12 protein-coding genes and 1 tRNA gene are annotated in these 23,897 nt (G+C 66.5%); 6 read left to right on the top strand and 7 right to left on the bottom strand.

From position 1 onward, the window contains the following. Positions 1-66: 66 nt before the first annotated feature. The 4 genes from N8I74_RS04470 to coaD form a co-directional block, all read right to left on the bottom strand. Positions 67-2,466, bottom strand: a complete 2,400-nt coding sequence (locus tag N8I74_RS04470) for a DUF7151 family protein (protein WP_263125736.1) — start codon at positions 2,464-2,466, stop codon at positions 67-69. 178 nt (positions 2,467-2,644) lie between these two features. Continuing rightward, positions 2,645-6,238, bottom strand: coding sequence for an AAA family ATPase (locus N8I74_RS04465; RefSeq protein ID WP_263125734.1), 3,594 nt, complete (start codon positions 6,236-6,238; stop codon positions 2,645-2,647). Between the two features lie 36 nt (positions 6,239-6,274). After that, on the bottom strand, positions 6,275-7,234 hold the full coding sequence (locus N8I74_RS04460) for a class I SAM-dependent methyltransferase (RefSeq protein WP_263125732.1): 960 nt from the start codon (positions 7,232-7,234) through the stop codon (positions 6,275-6,277). Between the two features lie 147 nt (positions 7,235-7,381). Beyond that, on the bottom strand, positions 7,382-7,882 hold the full coding sequence (gene coaD, locus N8I74_RS04455; RefSeq protein ID WP_263125730.1) for a pantetheine-phosphate adenylyltransferase: 501 nt from the start codon (positions 7,880-7,882) through the stop codon (positions 7,382-7,384). 121 nt (positions 7,883-8,003) lie between these two features. Between coaD and N8I74_RS04450 the strand changes: the two genes are divergently transcribed. The 3 genes from N8I74_RS04450 to N8I74_RS04440 all read left to right on the top strand — a co-directional run bounded on the left by N8I74_RS04450 (position 8,004) and on the right by N8I74_RS04440 (position 10,775). Beyond that, positions 8,004-9,179: an ABC transporter substrate-binding protein gene (locus N8I74_RS04450; RefSeq protein ID WP_263125728.1), complete on the top strand. Its 1,176-nt coding sequence runs from the start codon at positions 8,004-8,006 to the stop codon at positions 9,177-9,179. 127 nt (positions 9,180-9,306) lie between these two features. Then, positions 9,307-9,633: a DUF4870 domain-containing protein gene (locus tag N8I74_RS04445; protein ID WP_263125727.1), complete on the top strand. Its 327-nt coding sequence runs from the start codon at positions 9,307-9,309 to the stop codon at positions 9,631-9,633. 335 nt (positions 9,634-9,968) lie between these two features. Then, on the top strand, positions 9,969-10,775 hold the full coding sequence (locus tag N8I74_RS04440) for a PEP-CTERM sorting domain-containing protein (RefSeq protein ID WP_263125726.1): 807 nt from the start codon (positions 9,969-9,971) through the stop codon (positions 10,773-10,775). A gap of 60 nt (positions 10,776-10,835) precedes the next feature. Here N8I74_RS04440 and purL read toward each other — a convergent pair whose 3' ends face one another. Beyond that, the gene (gene purL / locus N8I74_RS04435) at positions 10,836-14,786 is read right to left on the bottom strand and encodes a phosphoribosylformylglycinamidine synthase (RefSeq protein ID WP_263125725.1); all 3,951 of its coding nucleotides are present in this window, start codon (positions 14,784-14,786) and stop codon (positions 10,836-10,838) included. A gap of 451 nt (positions 14,787-15,237) precedes the next feature. On the opposite strand from purL, the gene N8I74_RS04430 reads away from it, so the two are divergent. After that, a complete protein-coding gene (locus tag N8I74_RS04430) occupies positions 15,238-17,748 on the top strand; it encodes a family 20 glycosylhydrolase (protein WP_263125724.1) in 2,511 nt (836 codons plus the stop codon). A 65-nt stretch (positions 17,749-17,813) separates the two neighbouring features. Here N8I74_RS04430 and N8I74_RS04425 read toward each other — a convergent pair whose 3' ends face one another. Beyond that, positions 17,814-18,764 carry an ankyrin repeat domain-containing protein gene (locus N8I74_RS04425; RefSeq protein WP_263125722.1) on the bottom strand — a complete coding sequence of 317 codons (951 nt, stop codon included), beginning with the start codon at positions 18,762-18,764 and terminating at the stop codon, positions 17,814-17,816. A gap of 191 nt (positions 18,765-18,955) precedes the next feature. Here N8I74_RS04425 and N8I74_RS04420 point away from each other — a divergent pair. Beyond that, positions 18,956-19,040, top strand: a tRNA-Leu gene (locus N8I74_RS04420). A gap of 548 nt (positions 19,041-19,588) precedes the next feature. Further along, complete coding sequence (locus tag N8I74_RS04415; RefSeq protein WP_263125720.1) at positions 19,589-21,934, top strand: extracellular solute-binding protein; 2,346 nt, start codon at positions 19,589-19,591, stop codon at positions 21,932-21,934. Positions 21,935-22,122: 188 nt separating this feature from the next. Here the strand turns inward: N8I74_RS04415 and ybaL are convergent, their stop codons facing one another. Further along, on the bottom strand, positions 22,123-23,829 hold the full coding sequence (gene ybaL / locus N8I74_RS04410) for a YbaL family putative K(+) efflux transporter (protein ID WP_263125719.1): 1,707 nt from the start codon (positions 23,827-23,829) through the stop codon (positions 22,123-22,125). Between the last annotated feature and the right edge of the window lie 68 nt (positions 23,830-23,897).

Raw genomic sequence — 23,897 nt, 5'->3', positions numbered from 1 at the left:
CTGACAAGCCCGGGCGACTGCAGTATGCCGGCCGCGCAGTACGCGGCCGGCCAGGCAGCACGCGTGCTATTGGACAGGCAGGACGATCACCATGCCGGTCGTGCCATTGCCAGGCTGGGCCCTGCTGCCCGGATCGAAGCCGTTCCCGCCGCTGCCGGGCGCCCCGACACCGCCGCCCTGGCTGCCGTTGCCCGCCACGCCCGGCATGGTGGCCAGGCCCAGCGCGGGCAGGGCGAACGCGGCGCTGCCCCCGACCCCGGCAGTGCTGGGCGAGGTGGAGCCGTCATAGCTGCTGTAGATATGGTGGGTGCCGGCAGTGCCGCCCCTGGCCGTGAGCACTGTCGTGCCCTGGTAGGAGACCAGTGAATCGCCCCCCTTGCCCGAAGGCGGCGGCGGGAAGCCGGTGATGGTCCCACTGCCGGGGGTGATGCCGACATTGGTCGCGATGCCGGGGTTGCCGGCAGTCACGCCGAGCACGTCACCCGGATTCACCGCCAGGTAGATCCGCTGATACGCCCCCGAGCCGCCGCCGCCGCCCTGGCCGGCCCCCCAGGCCGGATCGGCGACCTGACCACATGCATATTGCTGGCAGTTGAAGGCATTGCCGCCACCCCCGCCCCCGCCCCAGGCATCGATCAGCAGCGCGTGTACGCCGGCCGGCACGGTATAGCTGCCGGATGTGGTGAACAGCACCGCCCCTGGGCCAGTGGGGCCGGCCGGCCCTGCGGGACCGGTCGGGCCGGTGGCGCCATTGCAGGCGTAGGCGGTCGAGCCGATCTCGGTCGCATCGAGCACGCCGTTGCGGTTGGCATCGATGCCGCTCGTGATCATGCTGCCACCGTTGGCGCACGCGGCGCCCGGGCCGATGGCCGCCACGGCACTCAGGCTGTTCAGCCCATCGGTGCCGGCCGTGCCATTGCAGACATAGCTGGAGGACTGGATCTCGGGTGGATCGAGTGCGCCGTTGCCGTCGCTGTCCAACCCCACGCTCACACGCTGACCACCGCTGGCGCAATGGGCTCCAGGTGGCTCCGCGGTCATCAGCATACGCGCGGTGAGACCCGGCGCGCCGGTCGGGCCGGTCGGGCCGGTTGGACCGGTTGGACCGGTTGGGCCGGTTGGGCCGGTTGGGCCGGTTGGGCCGGTTGGGCCGGTTGGGCCGGTGGCACCGTTGCAGGCATATTGGACATTGGCCACTTCGTTCGCGCCCAGTGCGCCGTCGCGATTGGCGTCGACGCCTGCGGCAACCTTGGTGCCGCCGGCCGGACAATGGGGCCCCGCCGGCTCGGGCTGCATGTCGAGCAGGCTTTGCAGACCATCGCCGCCCGCCTTGCCGTGACACAGATAGCGCGTGGCACTGACTTCATTGCCATCGAGCACCTGATTGCGATTGCGGTCGGACCCGACAGTGACCTTGCTGCCGCCGGCCGCACAGGCCTCGCCGGCGGGCTCGGGTACCAGCGCGAACAGGCTGTCCCACCCCGACGCACCCTGGCTGCCGGTTGCGCCGTTGCATACATAGCCGGTTGAGTCGATTTCGTTACCGTCCAGCACGTCATTGGCATCGCGGTCGAATCCGGCACTGATACGTTGGCCGCCACTGGCGCAATGGCTCCCGGCCGGCTCCGTCGTCTGCAGAACCCTGGTGCTCAGGCCATCGGCACCCGCCGCGCCCCGGCAGAGGTACTGGATGGCGCTGACTTCGGAGATGTCGAGCACGTGGTTGCGGTTGGCATCCAGGCCGGTCATCACCTTGCCGCCGCCGGCGGCGCAGTGGTCACCTGCGGGCTCGGCCACCATGTTGACGAGCCCGGCCGCGCCCGGCGCATCGGCAACGCCGTCGCATAGATAGCGCGTTCCGACGATTTCGGCGGGATCGAGCCGGCCGTCGCCATTGCGATCCTCGCCCGCACTGACCTTGCTGCCCCCGTTGACACACTGTGCGCCGGCCGGCTCGGGCAGCAGCGACAACAGACGCATCGGCTGCGCAGCAGCCGGTGTCGCCTCGCACACATAGCCGACCGCGCTGATTTCCTGGCTATCGAGTATCCGGTTGGCGTTGCCGTCCAACCCCGCCTGTACCCGCGTGCCACCTTGCGGGCACTGGCTGCCGGCCGGCTCGGCGCCCAGTGCCGCCAATGTATCCACGGTGCCCTGCCCGCCGCGGCAGACATACTGGGTATTGCGGATCTCGTCCGCGTCCAGGACGCCGTTCAGATTGCCGTCGGCGCCGGATTCGACCCGTGTGCCGCCCTGCGCACAGTCGGTGCCGGCTGCCTCGCGCTGCAAATTCACCAGTGGCAAGACCGCCGGTTTTGCCGGCGGCGTACCCTGCTCCGTCTGCCCACCGCCGTCGCCGCAGGCGGCAAGCAGCCCCACCACCGTCACGGCAAGCACCTGGCGTAATGCACCATGCCTGTTCCACGAACGCCCCCCCGGGCGCACCGTCTGCCACAACCCCATCATCTGCTGATACTCCTGTGTTCTTTCTCGTCTGGCTTGACCACTGACCATGGCACTTGCCACCACGGGCTTCAGTGCCGGCGTGTCGCCAAGGCAGGGCCGGTTTCAGCCGGCTGCGGAGTGTAAAGAACCAACGTAAGCAGATCGTGACAAACAGGCCGGCAGGTTGCGGACAGCCGGATCAGGCAGCCTGCCCGAGGTGGGTCTGCGCCAGCCGTTCCAGCCGCTGCGCCAGGCCGACGGCCCCTTGCCGCGCAGCCAGCCCGCGTGCCTCGGACAGCAGCAAGGCCGCCTGCCCTGCCTGCCCCTGTCGGGCCAGGACAACCGCCTGCAGCAACGCCACCTCCGCCAGGCAGTAAAGGTCGCCTGCCTGCTCCAGATTGCTGCGGGCCGGCTGCACCATGACGGCCAGCTCGTCATGCAGGTCCAGTTGCAGCAGGACGGTCATCACCACCCAGCCGGCGGTGGTGCTGCCAGCCTGGTATGCCTGCCGGAAGGTCTGGGCCGCCTGCAGCACCGGTGCTGGATCGGCCAATCGCCCTTCGCGTGCGTCGCACCATAACGTGAACAGGCCATGGATGCCCTGCCACAGCGGAAAGCCGAAACGTCGTGCCAGCGTCAGCCCTTCGCCGGCGTGCCGGCGCGTGCCCTCCACATCATCGGCGGTCCAGTTCATCGCGGCGGCAAAGGCCAGTACAAAGCACAACGCATGTGGCTTGCCGCCGCTACGCGCCTGGGCAATGCCTTGCCCAGCCACGCTGCGCGCCTGGGCCTCGTCGCCGAGAAACCAGCAGTTCCAGCTCAGGAAGGCACGGACCAGCACACCCAGATCCTCGCCCCAGTACCGCGTGCGCTCTGTCAGCGGCAAGGTATCGGCCAGGGCTGCGCCTTCTTGCTGATAGGCCAGCGCCTCATGGAAGCTGCCGCGCCAGAACAGTGAGTTGCCCAGCGCGAAGCACACCATCAGCCGCTTCGCAGGGGTGTCGGCCAGCTGTTCCAGACGCCGACCGATCACCAACCCTTCGGTACGCCCCTGCGAACTGCCGCCCATGTACAGGCCGCTCAATGCGCGGAACCGGTCTTCGTCATCCTCGGGCCGTCCTTGCGCTTCGATCCGGGCGGCGATGGATTCGAACAGCGCATGCCCGAGCGTGGAACCGTAGCCCTGGCTGAGCAGCGCTGCGTCGCCGACGGCGAACTGCAATCCGCGCAGCAGGACCGGCTCACCTGCCGCATGCTGCTCGGCCAGTGCCAGTGCGCGCTGCAGGCCACGCAGCGCGTCGCTGGCGAACTGACCGGCAAGCGCAGCCTGGCCGGCGCGTCGCCACCACTCGATGGCCAGTCGCCATTGCTGCGCGGCATCGAAGTGTGCGGCGATCTCGCCGGGGGCCGCGTGCGGTTGCGCGGCGAGCCAGCCGGCAAAGCGCGCATGGATATTGCGAGCATGGCCGGGCGTGAGGCTGCGGTACGCGGCATCGCGGATCAATGCATGACGGAACGCATAGCGCTGCTGGGGCAGCGGCCGGATCAGCCGGTAGTGGGTCGCCAGTTCCAGCACCGGCTGCAGTTCCTGGTGCGGCAGAATCAACGCCAGATGCTCGGCCGAGAACACGTTGCCCAGCACCGCAGCCGACTGCAACACCGGCTTGAACGCTCCCAGCCGGTCCAGCTCCAGCGCCAGCAATTCGTCGATCCGGTGCGCCGGGGTGATCTCGCCGGCAAGATGGCGCCGGGCCAGATGCTCGATGAAGAGCGGCACACCGGCGCTGTCCAGCACGATGCTGCGCTGCTCGGCCTCGCTCAACCGACCGGCCGGATCACACTGCGCCACCAGGCGCCCCGCCGCCGCTTCGGGCAGCGCGGCCAGTTCGAACCGGCTCGGCGGCATGGCATAGCTCATTGCCGCGTCCGGCCGCGCGGTGCTCAGCAGCAGGAGCCGTTGGCCGGCAAGCAGGCCGGCGTAATGCGCAAGCCATTCGTGCGTGGCCAGATCCGCCCAGTGCAGATCGTCCACCCACAGCAATACCGGTTGACGCCCGGCCAAGGCATCGACCGCGGCAAAGGCGGCCCAGAAGCGCTGGTCCCGCCCTTCTGTCGGCGCTCCCGGCAGGTCTTCCTCGAACAGGAAATGCAACAAGGTCTCAAGCAATTCCTCGCAATCGGGCTGCCCGGCGAGCAATGCCGCGATTGCGGCACGCACTGGCGCCCGCTCGCCAAGCGCGGCCGGATCGGCGGTCAGCACGGTGAGTAGGGCGGCACGCAGCGGTGCCAACGGCAGCGACTGCCACTCCAACGCACCGTGCAGGCGCAATACCAGCCCGCCTTGCGTTGCCACCTGGGCGGCAAATTCCCGCGCCAGCCGCGTCTTGCCCACACCTGCCTCGCCCTGGATTGCCACCCAGGCCGGCCTGCCGTCGCAGGCCTGCCGCCAGTGCCGCATCAGTGCAGCCAGCTCCGGCTCACGCCCGACCAGCGGCTGCCTGCCGTCCAGTGGCGCATCGCCGCTCGCCGCCTCAGGCCGCAAAGCAAGCACGCCGTGCGATGCCGACGTGAATGCCGGCACCTGCGCGGCCAGCGCCGGATTGCCCAGTGCACTGCCGGGCAGGGCCCGAGCCGCCAACTGCCTTGCTTCGTCAGGCAGGGTGCCAAACCAGTCCGCCCCTTCGGGCCCGTAGCGACAGGTGAGCACGCCCAAAGCCATGCCGACCTGCAACCTTCCGGGCAGGGCCTTGAGCAGTTCGCCCACGGCCAGTACGCAACGCCGCGCCGCCTGTTCGGTCTGGCCCGCTTCGCCGAATCCGGCGTAGAAGCCCAGGCCCGCCAACGGACGCACTTCGGCGCGCCGTTGCAGCAGCAAGGTACGTGCAGCCAGCAGGGTGGTCAGGTCCAGGTCACCCGGATCGGTTGACACTTCGGCCAGCGTCACGAAGCACACGGCCATCGAACGCGACTCCTGCACCGTGGCGGTTGCAGGCCAGGTGGTTTTGGCATCGCCGGTCGGCAGGCCACGCTGTTCGACGAGCGCGCGCAATGCTGCCGTGACGCGCGTGCCCAGCTCGCTGCGCAGATTACGATCCAGTTCGGTCAGCGCCTGCTGCGCGCCGCGGTGATCGCCCATGTGCAGCAACAGTCGGATCAGGCGTCCGGCGGCGGGCTCACTCAGTGGGTCGTGCTGCCACAACAGGCGGGCCGACAGTACCGCGGCGGCCAGACGCCCACAATGTTGCTGTGCCTCGCACACCCATTGCAGCATCGATTGCTGCCACGACTGCACTTGCTGCCGGCTGGCCTGCAGCCAGCGCAGGTACGCCTCGCCCGCCACCGGCTCCAGGCCATCGAGCAAGGTGCCAGACAACGTGTCCAACTGCGGTTCGATCACTTGTGCGAGCTCATCGGCCCGTAGCATGGCCGGGTCATCGGCGCAGCGCCGAGCCAGCTGCGCCAATGCCAGCGTGTCCACCCACAGTGTGGTGCCGGGCACCAACAGTACGCGTTCGCGCTCGATGCGCAGGCAAGCCCCACCGGCGTGACGATCGAACACCCGCTGCAGGTTGTTCAGCACTTGCCGCAGATTGGCCAACCCGAGCGCGCGGTCCAGTTCCGGCCAGAGCATGGCGGCCAGCGTACTGCGCGGCTGCCAGGTCCCGGCCGGAAAGGACAACAGCCCCAGCAAGGCCCAGGCCTTGCGGTAGCGGAGCTCGCGGCCCGGTTCGTGGTCACCTTGCGTCAGTCGCGGCGCACCGAGCAGACACAGTGCCAACGGCTGCGGATTCATCGATCCTCCCCGGCACGGGGGTGCCGCATCAATGGATCAGCCGCCTGCGTGCCCGTCAGACGCCTTGGCGAAGCGGAAGCACTGGTGGATGCGCTGGTTGCGAAAATCCTCGGGCACCGATGCGGCCGAGAGGTCCTCGCACAGCGGGAGCAGCGCCGGATCAAGCTTGAAGGTGCGCAGGTTGTTGGAGAAGTACAACGTGCCGTTTGGCGAGAGGATCTCAAGGCAGGCCTCGACCAGCCAGCGGTGATCCTTCTGCACATCCAGCACGCCTTGCATCTTCTTGGAATTGGAGAACGACGGCGGATCCATCACGATCAGCTCGTACTGCGCACCGTCGTCGATGGCGTCGGTCAGGAACTGGAACACGTCCTGCCGCACGCGCCGGTGCAGCCCTTCGGCGAAGCCATTGAGCGCCAGGTTGCGCGCCGCCCAGTCCAGATAGGTGTTCGACAGGTCGACCGACATGGTTTCGCGCGCCCCGCCGGCGGCAGCATAGACGGTGAAGGCGCCGGTGTAGCAAAAGAGGTTGAGAAAGCGCTTGCCGGCCGCCTCGGTACGGACCCGGGCGCGGGTATTGCGGTGATCCAGAAACAGGCCGGAGTCCAGGTGGCTGTCCAGGTTGACGATGAATTTGAGGCCATTCTCCTCGACCACGAAATCCTCGCCCTCGTGGCCGGTCCTTTCGTATTGCGCGCTCCCTTCCTGACGGCGACGGGTCTTCACCGAGACAAGGTCCTCGCTCACCCCCAGCGTCTGCGCGGTCGCCTCCCAGATCTCGGCCAGCCACGCTTCGTGCGCCTCGTCGGTCTGCACCCAGCCGGTATCGTATTCCTGCAGGTGCACGCGCCCGGCGTACCAATCGACGATCACCGGGAACTGCGGCACGTCCCGATCATAGAGCCGGTAGCAGTTCACGCCATGGCGGCGCGCCCACTTGCCCCAGTGCTTGGCGTTCTTGGCAAGGCGGTTGGTATAGCTGGCAAGGTCGGACATGGGATGGGGCCTGGCTGGGCAAAGCGCGAGTTTACCAAGGCATGCCCTGCGCGGCGCGCAGATCGCCTGCGCAGCTGCAGTTGCCGGAGCGGACATACCGGCATGGCCGAGGAGATGGATGGGCAGGCCGCGTTGCGGCAGGACGGTTCAGTGCGTGCGCTGCGCGCGCCAGGCCACCAGGCGCTCGAACACCGGCTGCGGCACATACTGCCGCACCACGCTCTCCCAGTTGCCGGGACCGACGAGGCCCTTGACCATGGTCGAGCTGATCTCGGCGATCTCACGCGGAGGCATCAGGAAGACGGTATCGATATGTGGGGCGAGGTCGGCGTTCACGTAGCGCATCTTGCGCTCGAATTCGTAGTCGGCCGCCTCGCGGATGCCGCGCAGGATGAAATCGGCGTTCTCTTCGCGCGCGTAGTCGACAAGGAAGCGGTTCTCGAAGGTCTCGACGCGCAGGTTGGGCAGGTGGGCGGTGGTTTCCTTGAGCATCGCCACGCGCTCGTCGACCCGGAACGTGTATTTCTTGTCCGGATTCTCGCCGATCGCGACGATCATCTCATCGAACAGCTTCACCCCATGCTCGATCATCCACACGTGGCCGTTGGTGACCGGATCGAAGCTGCCAGCGTAGACGCCACGACGCATGACCGCCTTTCCTTTGTTGAAGCGAGCCGCCACTATACCATCTGTAGGCATTAATTTAAGATGCCCCGGACATCGCAAAGCCGCCCTGTCGCGAAACGGGGAGCCTGGGAGGAAATCAAGAATGCTGCGCAAAGTCCTGTTGCCCTGCCTGATCTTCGGCGCGCTGGCCGCCTCCGCTTTTGCGGCGCCGGAAGACGAGGAAATCGAAGCAGTCATCAAAGCCCCCGAGGCCCAGATCGTGATCGGCCAGTCCGTGCCCACCACCGGGCCGGGTGCCGATACCGGCAAGGCGCTGGCGCTGGGCGCCTCCCTCTATTTCGGCCGCGTCAATGCGCGCGGCGGCATCAATGGCGCGGTGATCGACCACAAGGTCATCGACGACGGCGGTGATCCCAGGCGCGCGGTGCAGAACACCCGGCAACTGCTGGACAAGGACAATGCGCTGCTGTTGGTGGGCTACTACGGCAGCGCCACGGTCTCCGAGCTGAGCCGCTCGCGCGTGCTGGTCGACGGCAACGCCGCGCTGATCGGCGCGCACGCCGGTTCGGACCTGATCCGGCTGCCGGCCGACCCCCATGTGTTCCAGACCCGTGCCGGCTATACCCAGGAGCTGGAGAAGACCGTGCAGCTGCTGGCGGGCAATCTGGGCATGACGCGGATCGGCGCGCTGGCGCAGGACGACGCCGACGGCCAGGCAGCGCTCAAGTCGCTCAGGAGCGCGCTGGCCAAGCACCGCGCCAAGCTGGAAGTGGAGGTGACGTTCAACCCGCGCAACGGTGATGTGGGCAAGGCCGCGCAGACGCTGGCCAAGTCCAATCCGCAGGCGGTGCTGTTGCTGACCACCTCCAAACCGGCCGCGGAGTTCGTCAAGAAGTACAAGGCATTGGGCGGCACCAGCCAGCTGTATGGCATCTCGCTGATCCAGTTCGAGGACGTGCTGCGCTACATCGGCAAGAAGGATGCGCATGGCCTTGGGATCTCGCAGGTCTACCCCTATCCGTTCAACGTGCAACTGCGCTTCATCCGCGAATTCCAGGAAGACACCGGCGCCGTGCTGCGTAGCGGCGAATTCCCGAGCTACGCGGTGCTGGAAGGCTATATCTCGGCACGGCTGGCGATCGAGGCGCTCAAGCGCGCCGGCAAGAACCCGACCCGCGCGGCGGTCACCACTGCGCTTTCCACGCTGGGACGGCTGGATCTGGGCGGCTATGCCGTCGACTTCAGCGACAGGAAGCGGCTGGGTGCCAACTTCGTCGAGCTGACGATGATCTCGCCCACCGGCACGCTGACCCGCTGAGCTGGCGTCGCTGCGGCAGAACCCGGCCCACGCGGCCGGGTTTTTTGTCGGCCACGCGCCCGGCGATTTGACCCCGGCTTTCAGCGGCTCTTACCATAACCCGCCCCGCCACCAGGACGACCCACCCATGACCCAGCTGCAACGCATGCCTTCCAACGACTCGATGACCGTCGCCGTGTTGAATTGGATCGGTACGCTGGTGTTCCTGTTCGTGCCGCCGCTGATGCTGTATCAGAACAGGAAGGACGATCCGCTGGTGTTCGACCATGCCAAGGAGGCGCTCAACTGGTCGATCACCGTCATCATCATGTCGGTCGCCCTCTGGATCGTGACCGGCTGGCTGCTGTTGCGCGTGCTGATGCTCGTGCATCTGGTGTTCTGCGTGCTGGGGGCGGTCAATGCCAGCAAGGGCGTGTCCTACCGACTGCCGTTCAATATCCGGTTGATCAAATAGCGATCGGGCTCACCACGGCGGCGGGGCAGCCTGCCGGAGTGCCGGGCACCCGACGTTTACCTTGCATATTTGCAACACCCCGCCGTCATCGCCGACACAGCCTTTTTCTGACAGAGAGTGCAATCGATTCGCTGTTGCACGCCCCCCGGCCGCACCATCCCGACCTGCCCGTGCAAGCCAGCACCACCAGCTGCTGCCACCCCATGCATGCCGCCCCCTCAGGTTTACACCGCCCCTGCGGCGCGTTATGCACTTCGTCTTAAAGCCGCGCGGTATTCATCAACCCGCTCTAGCCTGATCACGCTTTACCCGACCAACTCTCCTGGAGTCATCCCATGCTTGTACGCCGGATCATCGCGGCCATGGCCGGCCTGCTGCTGTCGCAGGCTGCCATGGCCATCCCCGCCTCGCTCGACGCGGGTCAGGTCACCATCGACTACGACCCGGACCAGTTCACTTTCGCCATCGAATACAACGATTGGGGCTGGACCAACTACCTGGATCCCAACAGCATCACCTACCGGCCGGTCAACAACGGTGTGGAGCTGTTCTTTGGCAACCAGATCTATCTGTCGGACTACGCCATCAATGAACAGGATCCGCTGCAGCCGACCCGCGCGCTGTTCGACGCCACGTTCGACTTCCAGGCCAAGCCGGGTCACCGGATCGTGGGCTACACCGTCGATGTGCTCGGCTCCTATTCGATTGAGCACCCGGGTGCTGTCGCCGTCGGCTTGAACAACGTCGGCTGGGTCAGCTACACCCAGGGCCACAACAGCCTCTTCTCGCAGCGTTTCAACTACGACGGCGCCTTCGCCCAGCCGCTGCAGGGCTCGGCCGAGGCACTGGGGTCCCTGGAGTTCATCGAAGTGCAGGTGGGCACCGAATGGGTGGTGGTCGGCAGCGAGTGGGTGCCCGATCCCGCGTGCGCCGGGGACCCGGACTGCCCGCTGATCGAGCAGCCCATCTACGGCGAGGTCCCGGTGTACATGCAACAGGCTGACCTGGGCGCTGCGGATCTGCAGCTGTACAGCATCACCCTCTCCGCGGTCACCGCGCCGGTGCCCGAACCGGAGGTGTACGCGCTGATGCTGACCGGCATGGGCCTGGTGGGCTGGGCACGGCGCCGCCGCAAGTCCTGATCCGGCACTGCACCAAAAAAAGGAGCGCCCTCGGGCGCTCCTTCTTGTTTGTCGCCGCGCTCAGCCCAGCCAGCGCCGGGCGTTGCGGAACATGCGCAGCCAGGGCGCATCCTCGCCCCAGTGCTCAGGGTGCCAGCTCATCTGCACCGTACGGAACACGCGCTCCGGGTGCGGCATCATGATGGTGAAGCGACCGTCGGCGGTGGTCAGGCCGGCAACGCCCTTGGGGCTGCCGTTCGGATTGGCCGGATAGGATTCGGTCGGCTTGCCGTGGCTGTCCACATAACGCATCGCCACCAGCGCCGCCTTCGGATCGCCCTGCTGGCCGAAATTGGCGAAGCCCTCGCCGTGGCTCACCACCACCGGCAGCTTGCTGCCAGCCATGCCGCCGAAGAACAGCGACGGCGACTCGGGCAGCTCGACCATCGTCAGGCGCGCCTCGAACTGCTCGCTGCGGTTGCGGGTGAACTTGGGCCACGCCTGTGCGCCCGGGATGATGCCTGCCAGGTTGGCCATCATCTGGCAGCCGTTGCACACCCCGAGGCCGAAGGTATCGGCGCGGTGGAAGAAGGCGTCGAACTCGTCGCGCGCCCGCTCGTTGAACAAAATGCTCTTGGCCCAGCCTTCGCCGGCACCCAGCACGTCGCCGTAGCTGAAGCCACCGCAGGCGGCAAGGCCCTGGAAGTCGGCCAGACGGGCGCGGCCGGCGATCAGATCGCTCATATGCACGTCGACGGCGGTGAAGCCGGCGCGGGTGAACGCAGCGGCCATCTCGATCTGCCCGTTCACGCCCTGCTCGCGCAGGATGGCGACCCGGGGACGCACCCCCTTGCCGATGTAGGGCGCGGCGATGTCCTCGAACGGCTCGAAGCTCAGCTGCGCAAACAAGCCCTGGTCGTGCTTGTCGTCGATCCGCGCGAATTCACTGTCGGCACATGCCGGGTTGTCGCGCAGCCGCTGGATGCGCCAGCTGGTCTCGCTCCAGGCCTTCTGCAGCTCGATGCGCGACTCGTCCAGCAGCAGCCGGTTGCGCTTCTTGATCTTGAGCCGGTCGTCGTGGTTCAGGCTGCCGACCACGTGCAGCTCGCTGCGGATGCCCACGTTGGAGAACGCGGCGATCACCGCGGCGGTATCGCTGCGCTTCACCTGCAGCACGGCCCCCAACTCCTCGTTGAACAGCACGCCCATCACGCGGCCGTTCTCGGCGCGGGCGACGTCCTCGGGGGACAATTCGTCCTCCTCGCGCGCCCGGCGGCGGCGCTCGATGCACAGCTCGTCGATATCCAGCGATACGCCGACATGGCTGGCGAACATCATCTCGGCGATCGCGCCGATCAGGCCGCCATCGGAGCGGTCGTGGTAGGCGAGGATCTTGCCTTCGGCATTGAGCTTCTGCACTGTGGCGAAACAGGCTTTCAGATGGGCGATGCTGACCACATCGGGCGACCATTGCCCCACCTGCTTGTACACCTGTGCCAGTGCCGAACCACCCAGCCGGCATTTGCCGTCGCCCAGGTCGATCAGGATCAGGTCGGTATCGAACTCGGGCTTGAGCACCGGCGTGAGCGTCCGGCGCACATCGTTCACCGGCGCGAACGCCGAGACGATCAGCGACAACGGCGACACCACTTCCTTGCTCTCGCCGCCCTCCTGCCACACCGTCTTCATCGACAGCGAATCCTTGCCCACCGGGATCGACACCCCCAGCTCACGGCACAGTTCCAGCGACACCGCCTTCACCGTGTCGTAGAGCCGCGCATCCTCACCCGGATAACCGGCCGCGGCCATCCAGTTGGCCGACAGCTTCACATCGGAGAGCCTGGCGATCGGCGCGGCGGCGATATTGAGCAGTGCCTCGCCCACCGCCATCCGGCCCGAGGCCGGCGCATTCAGCAGCGCGAGCGGTGTGCGCTCGCCCATGGCCATCGCCTCGCCCTTGTAGGTGGCGAATCCCATGGTGGTGACCGCCACGTCGGCCAGCGGCACCTGCCAGGGGCCGACCATCTGATCACGCGCGGTCAGCCCGCCGACAGTACGATCGCCGATGGTGACGAGGAAGTTCTTGTTGGCCACCGTGGGCAGACGCAGCACGCGGTACAGCGAATCACGCAGATCGAGCGAGGACGAATCGAACACCTGCACGCCCGGCTTGATCCGGGCCACGTCGCGCGTCATCCTGGGCGGCTTGCCCAGCAGCACGTCCATCGGCATGTCGACCGGACGGTTGGCGAAATGTGGGTCTTCAAGCACCAGCTGGCGCTCGCCGGTGGTGCGGCCCACCACGGCGAACGGGCAACGCTCGCGCTCGCAGATCGCCTCGAAGGTCAAGAGGTCGGCCGGCGAGATGCCGAGCACGTAACGCTCCTGCGATTCGTTGGACCAGATCTCCTTGGGCGCCATGCCCGATTCCTCGATGGGCACCTTGCGCAGGTCGAACACCGCGCCCATGCCGGCATCGTTCACCAGCTCAGGGAAGGCATTGGAAATGCCACCGGCGCCGACATCGTGGATGGACTGGATCGGGTTGCCGGCGCCGAGCTGCCAGCAGCGGTCGATCACTTCCTGGCAGCGGCGCTGGATTTCCGGATTGCCACGCTGCACCGAGTCGAAGTCAAGGTCGGCCGCGTTGGCCCCGGTCGCCATCGAACTGGCCGCACCGCCGCCCATGCCGATCAGCATGCCCGGGCCGCCCAGCTGGATCAGCAGCGTGCCTTCGGGCAGCGCATTCTTGCCCACCTGGATGGCGGCGATGTTGCCAAGGCCGCCCGCGATCATGATGGGCTTGTGGTAACCGCGGCGCACGCCGTCGAAGCTTTCCTCGAACACCCGGAAGTAACCGGCGAGGTTGGGCCGGCCGAACTCGTTGTTGAACGCGGCGGCGCCGATCGGCCCTTCGATCATGATCGACAGCGCCGAGGCAATGCGGTCCGGCTTGCCGTAGGCCGGGTCTTCCCACGGCTGGATCGCCCCGGGGATGTTGAGGTTGGAGACGGTGAAGCCCGCGAGGCCCGCCTTGGGCCGCGAGCCGCGCCCGGTGGCGCCCTCATCGCGGATTTCGCCGCCCGACCCGGTGGAGGCGCCGGGGAACGGCGAGATCGCGGTCGGGTGGTTGTGGGTTTCCACCTTCATCAGGATATGGGTCTGCTCCAGGCTGAAGCCGTAGACCTGGTTGCCGGCGGCCGGGTAGAAGCGCTCGACCTGGCTGCCTTCGATCACCGAGGCGTTGTCCGAGTACGCCACCACCGTGCCTTCGGGCGCGGCCTTGTGCGTCTCGCGGACCATGCCAAAGAGGCTCTGCGGCTGGGCTTCGCCGTCGATGATGAAGTCGGCGTTGAAGATCTTGTGGCGGCAGTGCTCGGAATTGGCCTGCGCGAACATGGTCAGCTCGACGTCGGTCGGATTGCGCCCCAGCTTGCCGAAGTTGTCGACCAGGTATTCGATCTCGTCCTCGGACAGCGCCAGCCCGAATTCGCCATTGGCCGCCTCCAGCGCCGCCCTCCCGCCCTGCAGCACATCGACGGTCGCCAGCGGCCGGGGCGCGAAATGGCGGAAGAGCTCCACCCCCGCCTCCAGCGTCGGGAACACCTGTTCGGTCATCCGGTCATGCAGCAGTGGTGCCAGCTGCGCGATCTGGGCGGTGGAAAGCGGGGCGTCGTCGTCGCGGCTGGCGTAGAACGCGATGCCACGCTCGATGCGCGCCACCTGCGCCAGGCCGCAGTGGCACGCGATGTCGGTCGCCTTGGACGACCAGGGCGAGATGGTGCCGATGCGCGGCAGCACCAGCAGCAGCGTCCCTGTGGCCTCGGCGGGTCGCGCCGGTTCACCGTAGCTGAGTACGCGTTCGAGCACCGTCTGCTGCTGGGTATCGAGCGCGGTATCGACCTCGACGAAATGCCAGAACTCGGCATACAGCCGCAGCGGCACATCCTGTGCAGCGAGGGCGGCACGCAGTTTTTCGATACGGAAAGCGGAAAGCGCGGTACCGCCGCGCAGCTTCAGGACATCAGCCATGGTGTTCGGGTCCGTTCAGTTCAGCGATGAGGGACAGCGCATGCGGCTCGGCGACGGCACGCCCTCATGATTTTCCAGGCCGTCATGATACCGGAAAGCCCGCAGCGCCGCCCTGCGATACCGGCACGTGCAGCCTGCCCGCAGGCGTCGCTGCATCGCAGCAGCGCACTTGGCGGGGCGGCAACCGCACGCGACAATCTGAGCAATGTCGATGCTGGCAGGTGTAAGGCAATCGCTCTACACTGACCGTCACCCCCTGCATCCATTTTGAAGCTGTTCACGATCCTGCCATGGGGCCCCTACGGCGCATGAACCCCCTTAGACCTTAGGTCAACCGCGGTTGCTGCGCTGAGCCTGCCCACCGGACGCCCGGCAGGATGCGAACCGATTCTTACGGCGCAGCGGCGCCGTTCCATCCTTGTGCCTCATACCGATTATCTGGAGTAGACCGATGAGCCGTCCTGCTGGATCACAACTGAAGCTCACCTGGGAATGCGTTTCCAACCATTACGATGGCGACACCTTCCTGGCCGAAATCACGCTCACCAACCGATCAGCGCAGCCGCTTGAAGGATCGGACTGGGCGCTCTACTTCAATACCTGCCGCAAGATCAAACCCGAGTCGGTGACGGGCGGCGTGGCGATCCAGCATGTGAACGGCGACCTGTCCAAGCTGGTGCCCACCACCGATTTCGGCACGCTGGCGCCGGGTGAGTCGCGCACCATCCGCTACGTGGGCCTCTTTTGGGTGATCCAGGAAACCGACGCGCCGCTCGGGTTCTATCTCGTCTACGGGGATGGCACGCCAGGCGCACACGCCGAAGTGATCGGCGACCCCGAGATCGTGCCGTTCACCCGCCCCGAACAACGCAACCGCTCGCTGGCCGACAAAGTGCCCTACGTGACCGCGGCGACCCGTTATGCCGACAACGCCGGGCTGACGCAGCTGGATGCCGCCGATGTCGGCAAGATCACCCCGACCCCGCAGAGCGCCAGCTACGGCAATGGCGCCTTCACGCTCGACGCCTCGGTACCCGTGGTGTTTCCGGTGGCGCTGGAACGGGAGGCGGCCTTTCTGCGGCAATCGCTGCGCGACCTGACCGGCGCCGAGTTCCACGGCGCCGCCAGCGGCCAGGGCATCGTGCTGCAGCTGGGCACCCCCGAGGTCGGCGAGAACGGCTCACCCGACGAAGCCTATACGCTGCGGGTGGACGCCAACGGTGTGGTCATCACCGGTGCGTCGGCCCATGGCGTGTTCAACGGCATCCAGACACTGCGCCAGCTGCTGCCTGTCGAGGTCTGGCGCAATCCGCAGCCGGTGCTTGTGGTGCCGTTCTGCGAGATCAAGGACGCCCCGCGCTTTGCCTATCGCGGCATGCACCTGGACGTAGGCCGCAATTTCTCGTCCAAGCAGACGGTGCTGCGGCTGCTTGAGTGCATGGCGTTGTACAAGCTCAACAAATTCCACTTCCACCTCACCGATGACGAAGGCTGGCGTGTCGAGATCCCGACCCTGCCCGAACTGACCGAGATCGGCAGCAAGCGCGGCTTCACCACCAGCGAAACCGACAATCTGGTGCCCTGCTTCGGCTCGGGCGCGCAGGTGGAGGGCTCGCATGGCACCGGGTTCTACAGCCGCGCCGACTTCATCGAGATCCTCAAGTTCGCCACCGCGCGCCATATCGAAGTGGTGCCCGAGTTCGACGTGCCGGGTCACGCGCGCGCTGCGATCAAGGCGATGGACGTGCGCTACGAGCGCCTGATGCAGGCCGGCCAGCCTGCCGCTGCCGAACAGTATCTGCTGGGCGAGGCGGAGGACGCCTCGACCTACGAATCGGTGCAGCTGTGGCACGACAACGTGATCTGCATCGCCACGGACGGCGCGTACAACTTCATCGAAACGGTGATCCGTGATGTGAAGGAGATGTACGCCGAGGCAGGCGCGACCTGGAAGACGCTGCACACTGGCGGCGACGAGGTGCCGGCTGGCGTCTGGGAAAAATCGCCCAAGTGTCAGGCTTTCATGCAGCAGCAGGGCATGCAGAGCACGCGCGAGCTGCAGGACTACTTCCTCGCCCGCTATCGCGACATCCTCAAGCGCTATGACCTCACCTTCGGCGGCTGGGAGGAGATCGCCCTCACCCACGACGTCGTCGACGGCGCGCACGTGCACAAGCCCAACCCCAAGTTCGTCGACGCCAACTTCCAGCCCTATGTGTGGAACAACGTCTGGGGCTGGGGCCAGGAGGATTTCGCCTATCAGCTCGCCAACGCCGGTTACAAGGTGGTGCTGTGCAACGTGACCAACCTGTATTTCGACCTGGCCTACGAGAAGGATCCACAGGAGCCCGGTTACTACTGGGGCGGCTTCATCAACACCCGCAAGGCGTTCGAATTCTGCCCGCTGGACATCTACACCACCGCCACCGTCAACCTGATGGGGCACGATCTGGGCAACTCGCTCGACAACAAGGTGCGCCTGACCGCAGCCGGTGCCGCCAATGTGATCGGCATCCAGGGCGAGCTGTGGGGTGAGAACGCGCGCAGTGCGGCGCGGGTCGAGCAACTCGCGATGCCGCGGCTGATCGCGTTGGCCGAACGGGCCTGGGCCAGCGATCCGGGCTGGACCACCATCGCCGACCGCGCCGCGCGCAATGCGCGGATGGACGCGGACTGGAACCAGTTCGCCAACCGGCTGGGCCAGCGCGAGCTGCCCCGGCTGGACGGTTTCCTCGGTGGCTACGGCTATCGCGTGCCGGTACCGGGCGCAGTGCTGGAGAACGGCCAATTGCGCGCCAACGTCGAAAACCCGGGGCTGGTGCTGCGCTACACCACCGATGGCAGCGAGCCGGGCTTGAGCTCGCCTGTCTACAGCGGCCCGGTGGCGGTGTCCGGTACGGTGAAGGTGGCCGCCTTCACCACCACCAACCGGCGTGGTCGCTCGGTGACGGTCGGCGCCTGAGCTGTCTTGCACCCAATCAAAAACCCGCCGTGACGGCGGGTTTTTGATTTGATCGATACGATGGGCTACTTCTTGACCTGTGGCGGCGCGGCGGCATTGTACGACTCCGGCCGCCGCTGCCGCAGGCTGGCAGCCATGGACAGCAGCTGATGCAATCGCTGTCGGTTGCTCTGCTGGGCGATCTGCAGCGGCGTGGTGCCATCCTGATGCCTGGCCTGCGGATCGGCCCCGTGGTCCAGCAGGGCGACCGCGGCATCCAGATGTCCGTTGGCCACCGCCTTGTGCAGCGCGGTCCAGCCTTCGGCGGTGCAGGTGTTGACATTGCCCCCCAGCGAGATCAGCAGGCGTACCAGCTTGGTATGGCCGCGTGAGGCGGCCTGGATCAGCGGTGTGAAGCCATGTTTGTTGGGCGCATTCACGCGCGCGCCGTGCGAGAGCAGAAGCTGCGCCAGCCCCTCCTGCCCGTTGAGTGCGGCCCAGTGCAACGGCCCATAACCGTCCGCGTCCTGCGCATGCACGCTCGCACCGGCGCGGATCAGTGCCTCGGCCATCGTCGCATTGCCTTCGAAACAGGCGCGGATCAACGGCGTCCACTCCTGCTCGTCGCGCACCTCCACCGACAGCCCCGCGCGCAGGAACAGCCCGATGATGTGGTGCTCGCCGCGACTGACACATTGGTGGAAGTCGCGCACTGTCGCGCCCAGCCCCTGCTCGGCCAGCTCCTGGCGCGCCTTGTCATGCACGTGGGCCCACACATCTTCCTGCTGCATGGCCGGAAACGCGATCTGGTCGTAAGCGTACGCCAACGTCATCAGCTCCGCGCCCACCTCCGGTGGAAAGCCCTGGCGGTCCGGCCGGTCCATGATCAGCAATTCCTCGAAGTAGGCACTGAGCATGGGCGTGCCCCATAGCTCGGCGACCCTGGCGGCGATACGGGGGTAACGCTCCGCCAGGATGGTCGGGAAGCGATCGGCGAGGCCGTGCTGCTCAAGGCAGGCGCGCAACAGATCGGACATGGGGGCCTGTAAGCAGAAAACTTGCAAAAGAGTGCAACCATTTTAACCCATTGGCCTTGCCCGCAAGTAGCCGTAAGGCAGGCATAGGCAGGATACTGTCCGCTGTCTCGCAGGGTGGCTGGACAACGGCACAGGGATTCAATATGATTCCCGCCTCCTTTCCCTGGCGCGGCAATGGCGGCCGGGGGAAAGCCGACATGGTGAAATTGGTAGACACGCTATCTTGAGGGGGTAGTGGCTTCGGCTGTGTGAGTTCGAGTCTCACTGTCGGCACCAGAATCCAACAAAGCCGGGACTGCATGTCCCGGCTTTTTTCATGTCTTGCGCCAGCCCGGCACCACACTTCCTTACGAAATTCGGCTTGCGTTGCCGTCCAATCATACCGATAACCATCGGATCGCCACTCGCCATGGCGATAATTCCTGTTTCAAATCAAAACACTATCAACCACGCTTTGAAGCAGCCAGCGCCAGCGTGACTGCACGCACCACGCAGGCACAATCTTGCACGCATTATAAATATTACATAACGAGAAAATAATCTCGATTGAATTTTATGACCTTGGAGAAATAGCAAAACCCAGGATTAGCGCTGGGCACACCCCATGCTATTCTTTGGATGCAGCACTCATGGTGCCAAGCCTGATATGGAGATATGCAGAGCCTGCGCTCCGGATGGCCGGTCATCGCCCTGAGGCTTCCAGCTCCGCCGGGACGATGTAAGATTAATTTGTGTCAATGATCAAACATACCGAGTCAAGCGTCATACACCTTTCGCATCCGGGTGGAGGACGCCCAGACGCGGGATTTCAGCAGGAGACCTCCATGATGTCGATTCGCAGCCGTATCGTAGGCTGGTCGTGCGCAGCGATGGCGGTTGGGTTTGCGGCGACCGTCGGCTATCTCGTCACCGCGGGGGATGTGCCGTCCGGCATTGCCACCATAGGGGTGCTGATCGCGCTGGCCAGTATGGCGCTGGTGGCAGGGGCTGTGGTGTTCGCCACGGGCCGGGGGCTGGCACCGTTGCTGCAGATCCGCGATACGCTGCGCGCACTGGGCGAGGAAGGGGGGGACCTGAACCTGCGGCTGCCGGCCACCGGCAATGACGAGATCGGCGCCACCGCCAGCGCACTCAATGGCTTCGTCGCCCGTCAGCAGGGTGTGCTGCGCGATGTACAGCGTGAAATGGAAGGGCTTGCCATCGGCCTGCATGAGCTGTCGGCCGTCACCGCGCAGATGGCCAAGGACACCCGGATGCAGTCGGACTTTGCCGCCTCCTCCGCGGCCACCGTCGAGCAGATCACCGTCAGCATCACCCATATCGCCGACAATGCGCGCGACGTGGACGATGTGGTCTCGCAGACCCAGCAGATCTCGGCCGACAGCGCCGAGGCCGTGCGGCGCGTCTCGCAGGAGGTGGGCGGTGTGGCACAGGCGATGCAGGTGCTGGGCACCACCATGGACGGCCTGGGCAAGCGTTCGCAGGAAATCAGCGGCATCGTCAGCGTGATCAAGGAGATCGCCGACCAGACCAATCTACTGGCGCTCAATGCCGCCATCGAAGCGGCGCGCGCCGGGGAACAGGGCCGGGGCTTCGCCGTCGTGGCCGACGAAGTGCGCAAGCTCGCCGAGCGTACCGCATCGGCCACCGTGGAGATCACGCGGATGATCGACTCGGTGGGGCGCGAAACCCGGCAGGCGGTGGACAACATGGGCAGTACTGCCGACCAGGTGAACGAGAGCGTCGCGAGCGCCGACAGCGCGCGCCAGCACATGCTCGAGATCAACCAGCGCATGACGCATGTGGTGGAGGCGGTGCGGCAGATCGCCGAATCCACGCTGGAGCAGTCCTCGGCCACCACCACGATGGCGCAGTCGGCCGAACAGATCAACAACATGACCCAGGCCACCGATTCGGCACTGCACCAGGCCGGGCAGACGTTGCACCAGCTGGACGAACGGGCGGCGCGGCTGCTCGACCAGGTCGGCCGCTTCAAGCTTGCCGACATCGAGGTGCTGCACTGGTGGCTTGCCTCCAGCGAGGCACGCGCCGTCTCCGAAGTGAAGGCGCTGCTCAACCGGATGGGCCATCACTGGATGGACGCCCATGGTGGCGGCGACAATCCGATGGCCTCGCTCAGGAGCCGCATCGACGCCGGCAACCCACCCACCGCGGCGGCGATCGGCGGGGTCAAGATCCAGAACTGGGCCAAGGACGGCGTATGCGCCGACCTGACCGAGATCGCGCGTGAGCAAGGCTGGTCGCGGGTACTGCCCGCGGTGTTCGACCAGATGATCCAGCACAACGGACAATATGTGGCGGTGCCGCTTGGGACCGCGCGCACCAACATGCTGTGGGTGAATGCGCAGATCGTGAACCGCCTGGGCCTGCGTCCGCCGCGTACCTGGGACGATTTCTTCGCGATGGCGGACAAGCTCAAGCAGGCCGGCATCGCCACGCTGGCGCACAGCGAGCAGAGCTGGCAGGTGGCGACGGTGTTCGAGGCGATCGCGCTCGGCCAGGGCGGCGCCGACTTCTACCGCGCCGCGTTCAGCAAGCTGGACCAGGGCGCGCTGACCAGCGCCGCGATGACCCGCGCGCTCGAGACCCTGAAGCGGCTCAAGCCCTACGTGACGCCCGACCCGGTGGGCCGCGACTGGAACCTTGCCACTGCCGACGTGATCAACGGCCGCGCCGCGATGCAGCTGATGGGCGACTGGGCGAAAGCGGAGTTCGTGCAGGCCGGCAAGGAGCAGGGCACGGACTACCTGTGCTGGCCGGCCCCCACGCAGGCGGGCGACTACAGTTTTGCCGCCGACACCCTGACGATGTTCAAGCAGACCGATCCGCTGCGCCTCGAAGCACAGCGCGATTTCGTTCGCCTGCTGATGAGCCAGGAAGGGCAGGAGGTGTTCAACCTCTTCAAGGGCAACATCCCGGCACGTACCGACGTGGACCTGCGCCGCTACGACGACTACGCCCGGCAGTCGGCCAAGGATTTCGCCAATGCCGCCAGCAAGGGTGTGTTGGTGCCGTCATGGGCACACAACATGGCGGTACAGGACAACGTGCGCTCGGCGTTCTTCGACGTGGTCGGCGCCTATTGGGGCAGCCGCGACATGGGCGCGCAGGACGCCGCGCGCCGCTTTGCCGACGCCGCCCGGCGCTAGACCGGCGTCGTCCCGTCCCTGACCCGGCCCCGCCGGCCGGCCACGCCCAGACCCGGCTACGTCCGGGTCTGGGCGTCTGGGATGCCATCCAGGCAGCGGCTGTGACGGGCCTGGGCGGCAACGCCACTATCGCAATCGGCATGGGCCGCATGCGAGCCCTGGCTTGGTGCGAGGTGGCAGCGCACGGCTCAGGACGCAGCCGAAACGCGGCCGAACCGCTCGAGCACATGGCGGGCCATGCCCTTGGCCAGCTCCTGTTCGCCCATGAATACCCGGCCGACCGCCTCATTGACCAACAGCACGGCCTCCTCCTCGCTGTGCGTGCGCACCACCGTCTCGATCGGTGGATTCAGCATACGGGCCACCTCGACCATCTTGCGCACGCCGAAGGCATCGGGCGTGGCGATCACCAGCATTGCCGCGCGCGCGACATGCGCCTGGATCAGCACCGCCGGCTCGACGGCATTGCCCGAGACCGCCGGTATGCCCTGCGCACGCAGCATCTCGACGATCTCGCGGTTCTGCTCGGCCACCACGAACGGCACGCCTTGCGCGGTCAGGGCCTCGCCGATCCGACGGCCCACGCGACCGTATCCGACCAGCACCACCTGCCCGCTCAACAGCTGCTGATCGGTCTCCATCGGCAGCTCGGCCAGCGGATCGTCCGGCCGTTCCAGAAGGCGCGCGATGCTGGAGCGCGAACGGATCCAGCGCTGTGCCGGTTCGATCGCGGTGAAGACCAGCGAATTGAAGGCGATCGAGATCAGTGCCCCCGCCAGGATCAGGCTTTGCCCCTCCTTGGGCAGCAGCTCAAGCGCAACGCCCATGCCGGCCAGGATGAAGGAGAACTCACCGATCTGGGCCAGGCTCGCCGAGACGGTCAGTGCGGTATTGAGCGGGTAGCGGAACAACAGCACCAGCCCGAATGCCGCCAGTGTCTTGCCCACCATGATGATCAGCACCACCACTGCCACCTGCAGCGGCTGCTCTACCAGCACCCGCGGGTCGAACAACATGCCCACCGAGACAAAGAACAGCACCGAGAACGCATCACGCAGCGGCAGCGACTCCTCGGCGGCACGGTGGCTCAGGTCCGATTCGCGCATCACCATGCCGGCGAAGAACGCGCCCAGCGCGAACGACACGCCGAACAGCTTGGCCGAGCCGTAGGCGATGCCCAGCGCGGCCGCGATCACGCACAGCGTGAACAGCTCGCGCGAGCCGGTGCGCGCCACCTGCCACAGCAGCCATGGGAACAACCGGCGGCCCACCGCCAGCATCAGCACCACGAACACTGCGACCTGGCCCAGTGTGCGCAGCAGCGTCCACCACAGGTCGGCGCCGCCTCCCTGCGCGGGCGCGGTGCCGCCCAGCATCGGGGCCAGCGCCGGCAGCAGCACCAACACCAGCACCATCGCCAGATCCTCGACGATCAGCCAGCCGACCGCGATGCGCCCATTCAGGGATTCGAGCACCCCGCGCGTTTCCAGCGCCCGCAGCAATACCACGGTGCTGGCGCACGACAGCGACAGCCCGAACACCAGCGCCCCCCCCAGGCTCCAGCCCCACGCCATCGCCACGCCCATCCCCAGCAGCGTGGCGACGGTGATCTGCACCACCGCACCGGGCAGCGCGATCTTGCGTACCGCCAGCAGGTCGTCCAGCGAGAAATGCAGCCCCACGCCGAACATCAGCAGCATCACGCCGATTTCCGCCAACTGGCCAGCCAGGTGCACGTCGGCGACGAAGCCCGGGGTGGCCGGCCCGATCACCATGCCGGCAAGCAGGTAACCGACCAGTGCGGGTATCTTCAGGCGGGCGCAGAGAAAACCGAAGATCAACGCCAGTCCGAGGCCGACGGCGATGGTGGTGATAAGGCTGACGTCGTGAGGCAAGCTGCCTTCCTCCTGGGTTGGGATAAGTTGGAATGACATTGGAAGGCGGCGGGGCCGCCTTCGAAAAG

This window comes from Chitiniphilus purpureus (genome assembly GCF_025642115.1).
Taxonomy (GTDB): Bacteria; Pseudomonadota; Gammaproteobacteria; order Burkholderiales; family Chitinibacteraceae; genus Chitiniphilus; species Chitiniphilus purpureus.
Note: the sequence above shows the minus strand (reverse complement) of the source record. Positions and strands in the feature narration are given on the sequence as shown.